Here is a 14,679-nt window from a genome sequence, read left to right as displayed (position 1 = left end):
CCGCGAGAACCCTCCTTCCCCCTCCGAGATCTCCGTGACCCTGCTCCGCGCCGCCGATGTCCAACTCTCCTTCGGCAGCCGTACCGTCTTCCAGGGCCTGACGCTCACGATTGAAGAGGGTGAGCGCGTGGGCCTCATCGGCGTCAACGGCTCCGGCAAGTCCTCGCTGATGAAGATCCTGGCGGGGGCCGCGCGCGCGGACTCGGGCGAGCTGCAGTTGCGCCGGGGCTCGCGCATCACCTACCTGCCGCAGGAGCCCGAGTTCGCGCCGGGCGCCACGGTGGCCTCGGAGCTGAGCGTGGCCCAGGGTCCCCTCAAGGAGGCCCTGGCCGCGCAGGCGGAGCTCACCCGGCGCCTGGAGACCACGCCCCCCGAGGCCCATGAGAAGCTCATGGAGCAGCTCGCCGCGGTGTCCGACCGCATCGAGCAGCTCGGCGGCTATGACACGGAGCACCACGCCAAGACGTTGTTGGATCGGCTGGGCGTGAAGGACTGGGACCGGCCCGTGGCGGAGCTGTCCGGAGGCCTGCGCAAGCGCGTCGCCATCGCCCGCGCGCTGCTCACCCGGCCGGATCTGCTGCTGCTGGACGAGCCCACCAACCACCTGGACGCGGACACGGTGGACTGGCTCGAGGACGAGCTGGACAAGCTGCCCGGCGCGCTCCTGCTGGTGACGCACGATCGCTACTTCCTCGACGGACTGGTGGATCGCATCGTGGAGATCCAACCCGGCGCGGGCGTCACCTCGTACCCCGGCAACTACGAAGCCTACGTGGAGCAGAAGCTGGTGGCGCAGGAGCAGGCGAGCCTCGCCCAGCACAAGCGCGAGCGGTGGATCGCCCAGGAAGTGGCGTGGTTGCGCAAGGGCCCGGAGGCGCGCCGCACCAAGAGCAAGGCGCGCATCGATCGGGCGCGCAAGCTCATGGAGGAGAAGGGCTTCCAGCGCCCCAAGGTGGCGGGCCTGCAGGTGATGCAGGCGCCCCGGCTCGGCCACACCGTCATCGAGGCCGAGGGCGTGAGGAAGTCCTACGGCGAGCGCAACGTGCTCCAGGGCGTGAACCTGCTGTTGCAGCGCGGCGAGCGCGTGGGGCTCGTGGGCCCCAACGGCGTGGGCAAGACCACGTTCCTGCGCGTGCTGCTCGGCGAGTTGCCCCCGGACGCGGGCAAGGTGGTCATCGGCAAGAACACGAAGGTCGCCTACTACGATCAGACGCGTGCCTCGTTGGACCCGGAGCAGACGGTGTACGAGGCGGCCTCGCCGCGCGGGGACGACTGGGTGGAGTTGGGCGATCAGCGCGTGGCCCTGCGCGACTACCTGGACGATCTGCTCTTCCCCGTGCCCATGCAGCGCATGAAGGTGAAGGCCCTGTCGGGTGGCGAGCGCAACCGGCTCCTGCTCGCGCGGCTCTTCCTGGAAGGCGCCAACGTGCTCGTGCTGGACGAGCCCACGAACGACCTGGACATCGTCACCCTCAACATCCTCGAGGGGCTGCTGCTCAACTTCACCGGCAGCGTGCTCCTGGTGACGCACGACCGGTACTTCCTCGACAAGGTGGCCACCTCCATCCTCGCCTTCGAGGGCGCGGGCAAGGTGACGCGCTACGAGGGCAACTTCGAGATGTACAAGCGGCTCAAGGAGCAGCAGCAGGCGAAGCTCGCCGCGACCGCCCCCGCCGCTCCGAAGAAGTCCGAGCCCACCACCGCCGAGCCGTCCAAGCCCACGCGCAAGCCGGGCAAGCTCTCCTATAAGGATCAGCGCGAGCTGGATGGCATGGAGGCCGCCATCGAGGCCGCCGAGGGACGCAAGTCCGAGCTGGAGGCCCAGCTCCAGGATCCGGCCGTCTATACGAGCGGGACGAAGGCGGCCGGAGTGCAGAAGGAGCTGGACGCGGCGGTGGCGGAAGTGGACCGCCTCTACACGCGCTGGCAGGAGCTGCAGGACCTGGCCGCCGGCGCCTGAGAATCAGGCGAAGAGGTCGGAGGTCCAGCCGCCCTGCAGGTAGTGCGTGGCGAGCTGCTCCGGGCTCAGCTCTTGCGTCTGGCCCAGGTGGGTGCGCTCGGTGGTGAGCCCCACCTCGCCACCGCCCGCGCCCGCGTTCACGCCGACGCCCACGTTGTTGCCCTCGGTCGTCTTCTCCTGGAGCGTCGCCTTGGTCTTGAGGGTGCTGCCCGCCTGCGTCATCGCCTTGCCGATGTCCCCCTCCAGGAGGCTGTCCACGGCGCCGCTCCGGGCGATGTCCTCGGGCTTCGCGGTCAGCTCGACCTTGACCTCCTGACCCGCGCTGCCGTTGAAGCCCAATCCCTTGAGCGAGCCCTGACGCGAGTCGGTGACGGTGAGCTTCACCTCCTGGGTCTCCTGGGCGGTGGCGTTGATCTGACGCGCGGCACCCGCGGGATCATTCACGAGCGACGCCGGATCGAAGTCCTTGGGCAGGTTGAAGCTCTGCTCCAGCTCCACCTTCACACCCGCCTTGCCATCGACGGACGCGCCTCCGGGCAGGCTGGTCGAGCCCCCGTTGCTCCCCGGCACGCTGAGGCCCGCCGAGGCCGAGGCCTGCGCGTTCACATCCACGCTCTGCTTGAGGGACAGCTTGGAGGGATGGCCGTCCTTGAACTCGACGCGCGCCGTCGTCTCCTGCTTGCCATTCAGGCTGGCCTTGGCGCCCGCGCCCAACACGTCGCCCAGGCCCTTGGCGCCGATGCTGCCCGAGAGGTTGCCCTCCGCGCCGACCTTGAACTCCAGGGCGCTCACGTTGTCCTTCAAATCGGCCACGTCGCCGAGGGGATCGCCCAGCGCCTGGTTCGTGACCAGACCCGCCACGGGATTGGTCGCGCCAGCCGCCGTGGTCAGGCTCGCCTGGGTGAGGGTGTCCGTGGCGCGCTTGGCCTCCTCGGCCGTGGCGAACGTGAACTCCACCTTGGCGCCCGCGATCCCGTAGGCGCTCGCGCCCGCCTCGGCGGCGCCCTTCGCGCCCAGCTTGGCGGCCACGCCAGCGCCGGCCTCACCACTCACGGAAACGGTGTAACCCCCACCCGCGTCGTCCTTGTTGCGCTTGACCTCGATCTCTCCCTTGGCCTTGGCGCTCAGGAGCGCGCCATTGACCGAACCGTCGAGCGACACCTTGGCGCTCTCACCCGGCTTGAGCGAGTCGACCTCCGAGCTGAGCGTGACCGCGTCCTGGACAGACCGCGCCGTCTCCACGGGATCGCGCACCAGGTCGGCCCCGGTCTGCAGGGCGCCCCCGACGAGCATCTGCCCCGCCTTCGCGAGGGGATCCAGCGTGGGCGCGTTCTGGATGAACCGGCCCGCCGCGTCCAGTCCGTCGGCCGCGAGATCCGTGGCCTTGTCGAGTACCACCCCCGGGTTGTTCACCGCGAAGTCCGCCGCGGACTTCAACCGGTCCACCGCATCGCCAGCGAGGTCCTGCACCTTGTCCACGACGCCGCCCACCGCCGTCTGCGCCGTGCCCACCGCGCTACCGGCGAGCTTCTTCGTCGTGTCCACCGCGCCATCGGCGACCTTCTGCGCCTTGTCCGCGACGCCGCCCACCACCTCCTGCGCCTTGTCCACCACGCCGCCGGCGACCTTCTGCGCCTTGTCCGCGACGCCGCCCACCACCTCCTGCGCCTTGTCCACCACGCCGCCGGCGACCTTCTGCGCCTTGTCCGCGACGCCGCCCACCACGTCCTTGGCGCCCTCGAAGACGTCCTTCGCCTGTTCGGTGGCCACGGACGAGACCTTCTGGCCCACGCCTTCCACACCGGCCTTGGCGGTATCCGCTGCCTTCTGGGCGGCCTGCTGCGAGGCCTCGGCGGCTTTCTTGGCGGCCTCCGCCGCCGCGCGCGCCGCCGCTTCCGCCGCGCGCGCCGCCGCTTCCGCCGCCCGCTTCGCCGCATCCGCTGCCCCAGAAACGATTCCGCCCAGACCCATGAGATGCCCTCGTGAAAGTCCGGGAAGCACCCTCGCGCGACGCGCGGTGTCATTCCCGGAGGATCCTGTTCAACGAGGATTCTCGAAACTCGGGAACGAAAAGTTTCGTGCCCCCACGACAAAAGACGTCAGGGCGGGGCGTTCAGCAACCGATCCTGCTCCCGGCGGATCTCCTCCACCTGCTTCGCGGTCTCACGGGCCTTGCGAACGAGTTCGACGGGATTGGGAACCTGGACGTCCTGGGTGTCCGCCTTGGGCGGGGCGGGGGCCTCTCGTTTGGGACTGGCGCGGATGTCGACCTGGGCCGTCACGGGCCCCGCCCGCGAGCGGTAGCGCTCGGGAACCTCCTCGAGTGAACGCACGAAGTGCACCGTCCCCCGCGCGTCCTCGTACCGCAGCAGGCCCTCGTCCGCGTTGAAGAGGGAGAGCGCCTCGGAGGCGGGAAAGCCCTCTCCGGAGAAGCCCAGCCGCCACGCGCGCCCATCCAGCGCCTGGAACTCGACCGCATCTCCATCCGAGGAGTATCGCGGCGCGTTCCCCGGTGGACCCTCCAGCCCCGCGAGCCAGAGCAGATGGGGCAAGGGCTCCCGGACCACGCGAGGCGTTCCCCCCACGGACTCGGCCTTCATCACCCGGATGCGCACCCCGTGTTCGTAAAGCGCGGCCACCTCCACGCCCAACCAGTCCCGCTGGAGCAGCGCGGGACGTGGATCGATCACCAGGACACGCCGGCCATCCCGGGAGACGAACTTGAATTGCTCCCGGGTCGCGATGCAGGTGCGCCACTCCCACACCACCTGGCGTGCATCCTCGGGTGAGATGACCGTCGAGGTGCTCTGGCAACGGCGCGCCTTGCCCTCATCCAGAGGGTGCTGCCGCACCTCGGCATGGCCATCGGCGGAGCGGATCGACCAGGTCCGCTCCAGCGCCTCGGGGGACGCCGCATCGGGAGCCTCCGCGCGAGGCGCCGTGGCATCGGCCATCGGTTCATCGGGGCCCCCGGCCAGCTCAATCACCTCGATCGAGGCAGGCGGCGGTGGGGGCGGCGGCGTGGGAGCGGATTGAGAACAGCCGCTCAACAACAACACCGCCACCAGACTTCTCCGTCGCATGAAGCCCCCTGAATGCCGGGTGCCCGGCGGGAGGGAGCGTACAGCAACCCCACCCGACGACGGGACCCCTCCCCCAGGACGTTCCTCTCGGTGCCCGAGAATTCCTTGAGCGCGGATTGAAACCCATGATAACCAGATAAACCTGACAATCATGCAACGTCCATTCACCAAGGCCGCCCTGCTGGTCGGGGTCACGCTGCTCATCCTCCTGGGCGTGGCGCTGGTCTGGCGCCGTCCGGAACCCGCCGGGAAGGAGCCCCTGGCATCCCCCGAGCCCTCCTCCGCGCCCACGAAGGCGCTCACGGACGCGCGAGGATCCGGGGGCACGTCCCCGCCTCCTCGAGAACGCGCTCCCAAGCAGGACATCATTCCCATGCCGGGGTGCTGGGACGGCGTGGCCGGGTTCGACCAGGGCGGTTCGCTCGATGCCTTCCCGCGGGCCCTGAGCGCCGCGCTCGGCGCGGGAGACAGCGAGCTCGCGACATACCTCCAGGAACGGCTCACGGAGCTCATCGGAGACGACGCGGGCCGCGCGCTCCAGGTGCTCGCCTGGGCACAGAAGGGCCAGCGGCCGGAGGAGGTGTCCCTCTACCTGGGCGCGTTGAAGAACGCTCCCGCCGTCCACCAGCCCCAGGTGGTGGAGGGCCTGTTGAAGATGGGCGAGGACGAGGGCGCGCAGCTCGTCAACCGGGCCACCGCCCTGGACGCGCTCGAGACGCAGAAGCGCCTGTCGCCCGCGAACATCCAGCGGCTCAAGAGCCTGGCGATGAACGTGGCCACGGACTCCGCGGGCTGGGTGGCCACGCGGACGATCGGCCGGGTGATGAAGGAGGACTACGAGCGCACCGGCACCTTCGCTCCGTACTGGAACGAGCTGCTGGACGTGGGCGAGAAGTCCGAGGAGCTCGCCACGCGCCTGCTCGCGCTGGAGATGCCGTCCTACTCGGATCCGCTGATGGACACGGAGTCCATGGAGCGGCTCGAGCGCATCATGCGCACGGATCCCGAGCGGGACGTGCGCGAGATGGCCGCCTTCCGGCTCGCCGTCACCGAGGATCCCCAGAAGGCGCTGGAGGCGTACCGCGGCGCCTTCCCCGCGGAGAAGGACGAGTGCGTGCGCTGGGCCCTCTTCCGCTTCGCCGTGCGCGCGGCCGGGGCCGGAGCCCTGCCGCTGCTCCAGCAGATGGCCGCGCAGGATCCCCGCTTCGTGCAGGACTACCGGGACTTCCAGCGGCTCTATGCCGAGGGCACGGTGGACTTCGCCCGCATCTGGCTCGGCAAGGAAGAACGCCACCGCTGCCTCATCGAGGAAGGAGCGCCCCACCAATGATCTCCCCCCGAAAGCGCTGGTTCGGAGCGCTGCTCGCCACGGCCGCCTGCTGTCTCCCGCTGCCCGCCCTGGCCGTCGACCCGTCCCCGGAGCCCCTGCGCCAGACGGAATGCTCGTTCAGCGGGATGATCGACGAGCTGCGCGATGCGCTGCGCTCCGGCTCGCCCGCCTACCGCAAATACGCCCTCGCGCGCCTGAAGGCCGCCGCCCGGGTCATGCCCTCGGACGAACTGCTCGCCGCCTTCGCGCGTGAACACGACCCGGCGACCCTGGAAGGACTGGGCGCGGCGCTCGCGAGCAAGGCCAGCTTCGCCGAGGACCCCGCCCTGCTCCAGCCCGTGCTCGCCCGAGCGGCGGGAGACGCGGATCCCGCGGCGCGGGCGGCGGCGGTGCGGGCCCTGCGGGGCACGGGCTCGGTGGACAGCATGGCGAAGAACGGCGGCGTGGTGACGTACGAGCAGCTCATCCGCGACAGCGCCCCCGAGGTGCGCCAGGCCGTGGTGGACAACCTCGTCCACGAGAACGCCAAAGTGTACTTCGGCCACGACCAGGGCGTGTCCGAGACGGCCGTGGCCACCGCGCTGGCCTCGAAGGACCCGAAGGCCACCGCGCGGCTCTTGTCCGAGGTCTCCATGGAGGCGGTGGGCCATGAGACGGTGGAGCGGATGCACGGGCAATTGCGCGCGGAGGACCCGGGCGTGCGCGCCGCGGCGGCGACGGCGCTCGGGGGCGTGCCCGGCAAGGAATCCAAGAGCACGCGCGACGCGCTCGTCTCGCTCTACCGCGAGGAGCGCGACCCGGGCGTGCGCAAGTCCGCCCTGAAGGGAATCGTCCAACTGGGCATGGGCGGCGCGAGCGCCACGCTCGAGTCCCTGCGCGGCGTGGCCCCCGCGTTGGATCCGGAAATCGATGCCTGGCAGTCCGCGCTCAAGCTCGGGCTCCAGGAATGGCACCTGCTGCTGCGCGAGAAGGAGCGGTTGCGCAAGTAGCCGGAGGCAGTCCCCCGTAGTCCGAAGTAGCGCGGAGCAACCCCCGAGGAGGATGTATGAACGTGAAGAAGATGCTGTGCGTCGCGGGCTCGCTGCTGGCGGGCTGGGCCGGAGTGGCCGTGGCCGCCAACGCCAAGGGCCCCATCTGCGAGCCCAACGCGCGCGTGAACTCGACGACGTACTACAGCTGCAACGGCGGCAGCCACACGGCGCTCGACATCAGCAACGGCACGTGCGGCGAGTGGAACCACCGCGGCATGCTCGCGGGCAGCTACGCCTACAAGTACTACGGCGGCTGTGGCGCGGCCTGCTACGGCTCCACGTGTAACGGCGGCGCCGGCAACTACTACGTCGTCTCCGGCGGCAGCGGCTGGGAGTTCCGCCAGCTGCACATCTACGCCAACACCAGCTCCGGCACCAAGACGTGCGATGGCTGCGCGCTCGGCCTCGTGGGCGGCACCGGCGAAGCCACCGGCCCGCACGTGCACGCGGACAACCGTCAGTACGGCACCCGCAAGTCCGCCTGGTACACCAGCAAGGGCACCACCTGCGGCACCACGGGCAACTGCACCACCGTGATCGGCGCCCCCACGCTGTAAGCCCCCGGCTTGGAGCACCCGCCCCCGGGTGCTCCGGTCCAGCTCAGGCGGGAATGTCCGCCAGGCTCCGGGGCTCCACGCGCGGCTTCGCGTTCATCTCGTGCCGGAAACGGGAGGACTCCTCGTAGGCCTTGCGGCGCAAGCGCATGAGCGCGCCCAAGGGCCGGTGCGCCTCAATGCAGTGCCAGGGGTTGAAGGACAGCACGTCGTCGGCGTAGACGCGGCGCTCCGGGCTGAAGGCCTCCTGCCGGGGCAGGGAAATCCTCGCGACGGGCTGCCAGGGCGACACGCTCTCCGGCCAGGGCACCGATGCGTCCTCCACCGGCATCCGCGCGAGATCCGTGCAGAGCTGGGCGCGCAACTCATACTCCGCCGAGTGCTCCCGGAAGAACGCGACCACGAGGTCCCGCAAGGCCGAGGGCTGGGTGTCCGCGTCGATCGTTCGCCCGATGAACTGGCGCACCTCCCCAGAGAGCGGCGCGACGCTGATCTTCGCGATGTAGTCTCCGAAGCGCAGCGCCGCCATGCTGTGGAACGTCTGCCCCAGGATGTGGGTGTTGGGGGTGGCCAGGGCCTTCAGGAGCTCGTTCTGGATGCCCGCCGCGTTGAACACGTGGTGCGCGCCACGCGCCAGTCCGGCGGTCACCCTCTTGGACAGCTCGGAAGCGCCCGCCCGCCGCTCCGCGAATTGTTGGGCCCGCCAATAAGCGGCCACGTCCCCGAAGGGAATGACGGGGTGGTTGACCAGAAGCAGATCCTGGGTCGTCTCGTCACGGTGCTCCGGCAAGACCTTGGGACCCTCCACGCCCAGCACCTTGATGGCCATGCCGCGCTGGGTGGGGATGCGATCGCTCTGGACATCACTGGGCGCGGAGGAGAAGCGCACGACGAGGGGATAGCTGCGCGGCTCGGAGAAGAGACCCTGACGCAGGTGGGCGGGCAATCCCTCGTTCACCGTGAGGGTGCCCACGAGTACCCCATGGCTCTTCGCATGGGCGTCCCGGGTGGCGTGGCGATGCCGCTCGAAGTTGGCGCGGTTCACCCGCCCCATTGATTCGATGATCCTCGCGCTCAATGCCTCCTCGTCCTGCTCGGGCACTTCCACGGAGTCGCTGTAACGGAGGTAAGGGTTGTTCTCGGACATGGTTCGCTTCCTTTTCCCACGACGGATGAGGACGCATCCTGCCGTCTCTTCGTCTGGGAGACTGTCGCCTGCACGACACAGTCAGGTGGCGACATACTCAGGCGGATGCTTCCTCAGAAGCCGCTCAGCACCGCCTTGCCGATGGCGCGGCCACTCTCGAGCAGCGCATGGGCGCGCTTGAGGTTGGCCGCGTTGATGGTGCCGAGGTTCTCGCGCATCGTCGTGCGCAGCAGGCCCGCGTCCACCAGGTCCGCCACCTCGTTGAGCAACTGGTGCTGGGCGATCATGTCCGGCGTCTGGAAGCGGTGGCGGGTGAACATGAGCTCCCAGTGCAGCGACGCGCTCTTGCTCTTGAGCAGGCCGATGTCGAGCGGCGTCTTGGGATCATCGATGATCGACAGGGCGCCCTGGGGCTTGAGGGCCTCCGCCAGGTCGGCGAAGTGCTTCTCCGTCTGGGTGAGCGCGAGCACGTAGTCCACGCCCTGGGGCGAAATGGCCTTGATCTGCGGGGCCATCGGCTGGCGGTGGTCCACGATGTGATGGGCGCCCATCTGGCGGACCCAGTCCTGGGTCTCGGCCCGCGAGGCGCTGGCGAACACGGTGAGGCCCGTCAGCCGGCGCGCGAGCTGGATGGCGATGGAGCCCACGCCGCCCGCCCCGCCCACGATGAGCACCGAGCCCGCGTCGGCCTTCTTCCCGTAGGGCACCTTCAGCCGGTCGAACAGCATCTCCCAGGCGGTGATGGAGGTGAGCGGCAGGGCGGCGGCCTGGGCGAAGTCCAGCGACTCGGGTTTGCGGCCCACGATGCGCTCGTCCACCAGGTGCAGCTCGGCGTTCGTGCCGGAGCGCTCGATGGCGCCCGCGTAGAAGACGGTGTCCCCCGCCTTGAAGAGGCGAGCGTCCGGGCCCACCGCGACCACGGTGCCCGCGGCGTCCCAGCCCAGGATCTTGTCCGCGCCCTTGGGGTCCACGTTCGTGCGGATCTTGGTGTCCACGGGATTCACCGAGACGGCCTGGACCCGGACGAGCAGATCCCTCCCCGTGGGGGCCGGGGGATTGGGCACTTCGATGTCGATCAAGCTCTCGGCATGGTCGAGGGGAAGACGCTGGCGGTAGGCAATGGCCTTCATGGCGACGCTCCGGAAGGAAGAAGGAGAACGAGGCGCAATCTGGCCCCGGCCCGCGCGATCCGGAATCGACATTTGCGCATTCGCGGTATTCGATTCCGCATGGCCGCACGCAGACCCAAGGGAGGGGTGTCCGCCAACTGGGACGACCTCAAGGTGTTCCTCGCCGTGGCCCGGGCGGGCTCGCTCGTGGGCGCGGCCAAGGCCGTCGGCCAGACCCAGCCCACCATGGGGCGCCGGCTCTACGCCTTGGAGGAGGCGGTGGGCCACAAGCTGCTGAGCCGCACCGCCGAGGGCTTCTCCCTGACGCAGGCGGGCACGGCGGTCCTCGCGCACGCCGAGCGCATGGAGGAGGAGGCCCTGGCCTTCGAGAGGCGGCTGGCCGGCCAGGGTGACGAGCTGGGAGGCATGCTGCGCGTGTCCAGCTCGGACTGGTTCGCCACCCATGTCCTGGCGCCCATCCTCGCCCGGTTCAGCCAGCGTCACCCCCGGGCCGTGGTGGAACTCGTCACCGAGACCCGGCTGGTGAGCCTGAGCCGCCGGGAGACGGACCTGAGCTTCCGCTTCCTGCGCTTCCAGGAGCCGGACGTCATGCAGAAGCGGCTCATGCACATCGCCTATGAGGCCTACGCATCGCGGGCCTACCTGGAGCGCCAGGGAGCGCCGGACCCCGCCACCGGGGGCGAGGGCCACTCGCTCATCACCATGGACACGGCGTTCAGTGAACTCGCCGACGTGGGTTGGCTCACCCGGCTGCTGCCCGAGGCCCGCTTCGCCGGACGCAGCAACAACCGGGACGTGCAAGCGAGGATGTGCGCCGAGGGGGCGGGAATCGCCGTGCTGCCCGTCCAGGTGGGCGCCGTCACGCCTGGACTGGAGCGGGTGTGGCTCGGCGAATCCCCTCCTGGCCGGGACGTCTGGTCGGGCTACCACCGGGACCTGCACCGCCTGCCGCTGCTGCGCGCGCTCCTCGATGCCACCACGGCGGAACTGGCCCCGGGCCACCGTGAGGACGGTGCCCAGGGCCGTTGATCTCAACAGGAGCCCGAGCGGCTCAAGGCATGGGACGCGAATTCAACGACGGAGCGCTGGGCATCGTCGGCCAGCCGTTGCTCCAGACGATGGCATCCACGAGCATCACGCGCGCGGTGTGGGCGCTATTCCAGGCGTGATAAACCATGACGGAGGTGCCCGAGGGCGAGGTGACCACCGAGCCATGCCCGGGCCCCTCCCAACCCGGAACGGTCTTCAGGATGGGGGCGCTGGCCTTCGTATACGGACCGAGGGGGCTCGTCGCGCGGGCCACGCCAATGGCATAGGTGCCGTTGTAGTAGGCATTGCCACTGTAGAAGAGGTAGTAGTAGCCGTCCTTCGCGACGACCCACGGCGCCTCGACCACCCCACCCTCCCAGGTGCGGTCATTGGTGATCAGCGTCTGCCGCGTGCCGACGAGCGACAGACCATCCGCCGAGAGCGCCTGCGCATAGATGGGCGTCTTCTGCCCCACCGCGTTGCCATCCGCCTTCCACACCAGGTACTTCGTGCCGGCGGTGTCGGTGAAGAAGGTGGCGTCGATCATCCCCATCTTCGTGTCATGCACGAGGGGACGGCCCAGGTCGGTGAAGGGCCCGAGTGGGCTCGCCGCGGTGGCGGCGCCAATGGACAGGACGCCATTGGTGTGACGCGCGGTGTAATAGGCGATGTAGCGCGAGCCCACGCGGTGGATCTCCGGAGCCCAGAAGTCGGTGGAGGCCCAGGAGGGCCGCTGTCCCGCCGGGAAGATGAAGCCCGCGCTCGTCCAGGTGACCAGGTCCGACGAGGTCCGGATGGGGAACGCGGCCGCGGCACCGCCCGAGGTGCACACCGCGATGTACTTGCCCCCATCGAAGATCACGCCCGGATCGGCGCAGTCATTGGGGAACACCGGGTTCTGGTAGAGGCCGCCACAGCCCGTGTACCGGAACGTCATGGCGCAGCCATTGGCACCGGTGAAGTACGGCTTCCATCCGTTGGAGAGCGTCGCGTAGGAGTTGCTTCCCTCGTTGACGCACGAGCGATTCCAGAACACGCGTCCGCCCACGTCGTCGTACGTCCCCGGGTTGGCGTGGATCCACTTGGGGCCATAGGTGACGCGCGTGGAGCACGCGGGGGCACCCGCGCAGTCCGAGTCGAACGACATCACACATGCGTTGTTGCCGGTGAAGTACGGCTTCCACCCATTGGAGAGCACCGCGTAGGAGTTGCTTCCCTCGTTGACGCAGGTGCCGTCCCAGGTCACCTCGCCATCGGCGATGTCGAACTGGTTCGGGTGGCCCCCGTGAATCCACGCATCGCCGTACACGATTCGGGTGGTACAGGCGAGCGGCGCGGAAGCGGTGGAAAGTGAGTCCTCCGCCACGCCCCCCGCCTCGCCGCCACAGCCAACTCCAGACACCGCGGCGGCGCTCATGACAGTGAGGGCCGCGACCAACCGATGGGTCTTCATGGAAAGCCAACCTCCTCGAGTCCTGTTCCGCACCCACTTTCGCTCAGAACCGGCATCCAAGTAAATCTGGAAATAACCGACCTCCCATCCAGAGGGATTGAGACTCGGGGCTCCCCTTGGGAGCCCAGGCCAAGGAGCACGGGCCGCACCTTCCGCTGGGCAACGACTGGAACACGGCCGAGTACCTCGCGAAACGGGTGCTCGCCAGCGCGGACGTGGTGGTCGCGCCCACGGTCAACTACTCGTTCTATCCCTCGTTCGTGGAGTACCCGGGCGCCACGTCGCTGTCATCGTGGACATCTGCCGGAGCCTGGCGCGCTTCGGCCCACGCCGCTTCTACGTGCTCAACACGGGGGTCTCCACGCTGCGCGCGCTCCGGCCCGCCCAGGAAGTGCTCGCCGCCGAGGGCATCGTGCTGCGCTTCACCGACCTGCTCCAGACGCTCGATCCGGTGCAGAAGGAGGTGAGCCAGCAGGAGGAAGGAACCCACGCCGATGAGATCGAGACCTCGATGATGCTCTACATCGCGCCGCACACCGTGGACATGAGCAAGGCCGTCAAGGACTGCCACCCCGGAGAGGGGCCCCTGACGCGCAACCCCCAGGGACCTGGCAAGCTGTCCTTGAGCGGCGTGTTTGGAGATGCCACGCTCGCCAAGGGTGAGCGCGTCGTGGAGGCATTGGTCAGCGGCGTGCTCGCGGACATCGAGGCCCTGCGCCAGACGCCTCTCACGCCCTGACGCCAAGGGCCTCGAGTTCCTCCTTTATCCGTGCCCGCTCGTCGTCGCGGAGCACCAGTGCGGAGAGCTCCGCGAGCGCGCTCGTCACACGCGCCGAGTCATCCATGGCGACAGCGATCTCGGCTCGAGCGACGAGCACGCGCGCGCGCTCGAACGCGGCACCCGCCTCCTTCGTCAGCGCCACCTCGAGGACCTTGGCGGCCGCGGCGTCGTCGTTCTTGAAGTCGCGCAGGCGCGCCGCGGCGCGCAAGGCCTTGCCGAGCTGGGTCTGTGACGAATTGTCCGAGCGGCCCTCGTCATAGTCATCCGGCGCGTCCTGGCGGATGTAGATGACTGAGTTGCCGTCGACGTCGACCACGGTGAAGCGGCTCTGACCCTGCTTCATGCGGGTGATGCGCGGGAAGCCGGAGAGCGGGACCTTGCCGTATGCCTGGCGCAGGCCATCCGCGAAGGTCCGATGGAGCTGCTCGACCTCTGGAACCATCACCAGACAGGTACTGTATGCCTTGGAGGGCTCAAGCCCCTTGAGACCCATGAAGTGCAGGTGGACATCGCCGCGACGGGTCGCCGCGTACACATTGGGACGCGTCTGCTCGTGGGTGACCTCGAAACCGAGGGTCCGGTAGAACGCCAGCGTCTCCGGTAGCGCGGCGCACGGAAGCACGGGGATCGTCATCGACATGGGCTCACTCCTTGTGTGGCTCGAGGGTCACCGCGTCCTGTTCGAGGAGTTCTCGCACCCGCCGCAGGCCCTCCAGGGTCGCGCGCAGCGTCGCGGGCTCCAGGCGTTCGCCGAGCCGGTTCGCCCAGGTCGCCTGGCGTGCCTCGACCCCACGGAGCGCCTTGCGCCCGGCGTCGGTGATCGCGATGAGCCTGGCGCGGCGGTGGTGCGGATTGTCCACGTACTCGATGAAACCGTCGCGCTCCAGGGAGTCCGCGGTGAGCTGCACGCTCTGGCGCGCCAGCCCCATGGTCCGGGCGACGCTGGCGACCGGCACCGGGCCGTGGTCGACCACGCCAAGCACCTGCCACCGCGCGCTGGTCAGCCCCGATGGGTTGCTGAGCACCTCACCCGCCGCGAGCGCCAGCCCGTTGAGGTGGAACACCTCGAGGATGAGCTCGCTGAACGACAGCGCCGACGGCGTCAGCTTCGACATGACAGGACTCTGTCATGATGACAGGACCCTGTCAATCAAGCGTGGTGTGCGGAGAGAGGCCAGGCG

Annotated in this window: 12 protein-coding genes and 1 pseudogene; 6 read left to right on the top strand and 7 right to left on the bottom strand. The window is 69.2% G+C overall.

Going from position 1 to position 14,679, the window contains the following annotated elements; translation table 11 throughout:
- Positions 1–34: 34 nt before the first annotated feature.
- A complete protein-coding gene (locus MEBOL_RS26560; RefSeq protein ID WP_095980077.1) occupies positions 35–1,960 on the top strand; it encodes an ABC-F family ATP-binding cassette domain-containing protein in 1,926 nt (641 codons plus the stop codon).
- 3 nt (positions 1,961–1,963) lie between these two features.
- Here MEBOL_RS26560 and MEBOL_RS26555 read toward each other — a convergent pair whose 3' ends face one another.
- Both MEBOL_RS26555 and MEBOL_RS26550 read right to left on the bottom strand, forming a co-directional pair.
- A complete protein-coding gene (locus MEBOL_RS26555; protein ID WP_095980076.1) occupies positions 1,964–3,931 on the bottom strand; it encodes a hypothetical protein in 1,968 nt (655 codons plus the stop codon).
- 128 nt (positions 3,932–4,059) lie between these two features.
- A complete protein-coding gene (locus tag MEBOL_RS26550; RefSeq protein WP_157775500.1) occupies positions 4,060–5,043 on the bottom strand; it encodes a hypothetical protein in 984 nt (327 codons plus the stop codon).
- 151 nt (positions 5,044–5,194) lie between these two features.
- Between MEBOL_RS26550 and MEBOL_RS26545 the strand changes: the two genes are divergently transcribed.
- From MEBOL_RS26545 to MEBOL_RS26535, 3 genes are read left to right on the top strand one after another with little or no spacing between them, the layout of a single operon-like run.
- Positions 5,195–6,373, top strand: a complete 1,179-nt coding sequence (locus MEBOL_RS26545) for a hypothetical protein (RefSeq protein ID WP_095980074.1) — start codon at positions 5,195–5,197, stop codon at positions 6,371–6,373.
- Positions 6,370–7,362: a HEAT repeat domain-containing protein gene (locus MEBOL_RS26540; protein WP_095980073.1), complete on the top strand. Its 993-nt coding sequence runs from the start codon at positions 6,370–6,372 to the stop codon at positions 7,360–7,362. The genes MEBOL_RS26545 and MEBOL_RS26540 overlap by 4 nt, the downstream gene beginning before the upstream one ends.
- 56 nt (positions 7,363–7,418) lie before the next feature.
- Positions 7,419–7,961, top strand: a complete 543-nt coding sequence (locus tag MEBOL_RS26535) for a peptidase M23 (protein WP_095980072.1) — start codon at positions 7,419–7,421, stop codon at positions 7,959–7,961.
- Between the two features lie 43 nt (positions 7,962–8,004).
- On the opposite strand, the gene MEBOL_RS26530 is transcribed toward MEBOL_RS26535, so the two are convergent.
- Together MEBOL_RS26530 and MEBOL_RS26525 are read right to left on the bottom strand one after the other, a co-directional pair.
- Positions 8,005–9,105, bottom strand: coding sequence for a catalase family protein (locus MEBOL_RS26530; RefSeq protein ID WP_095980071.1), 1,101 nt, complete (start codon positions 9,103–9,105; stop codon positions 8,005–8,007).
- A gap of 113 nt (positions 9,106–9,218) precedes the next feature.
- Positions 9,219–10,235, bottom strand: coding sequence for a zinc-binding alcohol dehydrogenase family protein (locus MEBOL_RS26525; protein WP_095980070.1), 1,017 nt, complete (start codon positions 10,233–10,235; stop codon positions 9,219–9,221).
- Between the two features lie 99 nt (positions 10,236–10,334).
- On the opposite strand from MEBOL_RS26525, the gene MEBOL_RS26520 reads away from it, so the two are divergent.
- Complete coding sequence (locus MEBOL_RS26520; RefSeq protein WP_095980069.1) at positions 10,335–11,264, top strand: LysR family transcriptional regulator; 930 nt, start codon at positions 10,335–10,337, stop codon at positions 11,262–11,264.
- Between the two features lie 22 nt (positions 11,265–11,286).
- Here the strand turns inward: MEBOL_RS26520 and MEBOL_RS26515 are convergent, their stop codons facing one another.
- Positions 11,287–12,717, bottom strand: a complete 1,431-nt coding sequence (locus MEBOL_RS26515) for a glycoside hydrolase family 43 protein (RefSeq protein WP_095980068.1) — start codon at positions 12,715–12,717, stop codon at positions 11,287–11,289.
- A 116-nt stretch (positions 12,718–12,833) separates the two neighbouring features.
- Here MEBOL_RS26515 and MEBOL_RS26510 point away from each other — a divergent pair.
- Positions 12,834–13,456, top strand: a pseudogene (locus tag MEBOL_RS26510) (creatininase family protein).
- Here MEBOL_RS26510 and MEBOL_RS26505 read toward each other — a convergent pair.
- Together MEBOL_RS26505 and MEBOL_RS26500 are read right to left on the bottom strand one after the other, a co-directional pair.
- Positions 13,446–14,138, bottom strand: coding sequence for a VOC family protein (locus MEBOL_RS26505; protein ID WP_095980066.1), 693 nt, complete (start codon positions 14,136–14,138; stop codon positions 13,446–13,448). The pseudogene MEBOL_RS26510 and the gene MEBOL_RS26505 sit on opposite strands and share 11 nt — an antisense overlap.
- A 4-nt stretch (positions 14,139–14,142) precedes the next feature.
- Positions 14,143–14,613: a MarR family winged helix-turn-helix transcriptional regulator gene (locus tag MEBOL_RS26500; protein WP_095980065.1), complete on the bottom strand. Its 471-nt coding sequence runs from the start codon at positions 14,611–14,613 to the stop codon at positions 14,143–14,145.
- Between the last annotated feature and the right edge of the window lie 66 nt (positions 14,614–14,679).

Source organism: Melittangium boletus DSM 14713, assembly GCF_002305855.1.
Classification (GTDB): domain Bacteria; phylum Myxococcota; class Myxococcia; order Myxococcales; family Myxococcaceae; genus Cystobacter; species Cystobacter boletus.
This window is presented reverse-complemented; position numbering and strand designations above follow the sequence as displayed.

Coding starts and splice junctions, on each gene's coding strand:
- MEBOL_RS26555 (WP_095980076.1), bottom strand. CDS start 3,931: ATGGGTCTGGGCGGAATCGTTTCTGGGGCAGCGGATGCGGCGAAGCGG.
- MEBOL_RS26550 (WP_157775500.1), bottom strand. CDS start 5,043: ATGCGACGGAGAAGTCTGGTGGCGGTGTTGTTGTTGAGCGGCTGTTCT.
- MEBOL_RS26545 (WP_095980074.1), top strand. CDS start 5,195: ATGCAACGTCCATTCACCAAGGCCGCCCTGCTGGTCGGGGTCACGCTG.
- MEBOL_RS26540 (WP_095980073.1), top strand. CDS start 6,370: ATGATCTCCCCCCGAAAGCGCTGGTTCGGAGCGCTGCTCGCCACGGCC.
- MEBOL_RS26535 (WP_095980072.1), top strand. CDS start 7,419: ATGAACGTGAAGAAGATGCTGTGCGTCGCGGGCTCGCTGCTGGCGGGC.
- MEBOL_RS26530 (WP_095980071.1), bottom strand. CDS start 9,105: ATGTCCGAGAACAACCCTTACCTCCGTTACAGCGACTCCGTGGAAGTG.
- MEBOL_RS26525 (WP_095980070.1), bottom strand. CDS start 10,235: ATGAAGGCCATTGCCTACCGCCAGCGTCTTCCCCTCGACCATGCCGAG.
- MEBOL_RS26520 (WP_095980069.1), top strand. CDS start 10,335: ATGGCCGCACGCAGACCCAAGGGAGGGGTGTCCGCCAACTGGGACGAC.
- MEBOL_RS26515 (WP_095980068.1), bottom strand. CDS start 12,717: ATGAAGACCCATCGGTTGGTCGCGGCCCTCACTGTCATGAGCGCCGCC.
- MEBOL_RS26505 (WP_095980066.1), bottom strand. CDS start 14,138: ATGTCGATGACGATCCCCGTGCTTCCGTGCGCCGCGCTACCGGAGACG.
- MEBOL_RS26500 (WP_095980065.1), bottom strand. CDS start 14,613: ATGTCGAAGCTGACGCCGTCGGCGCTGTCGTTCAGCGAGCTCATCCTC.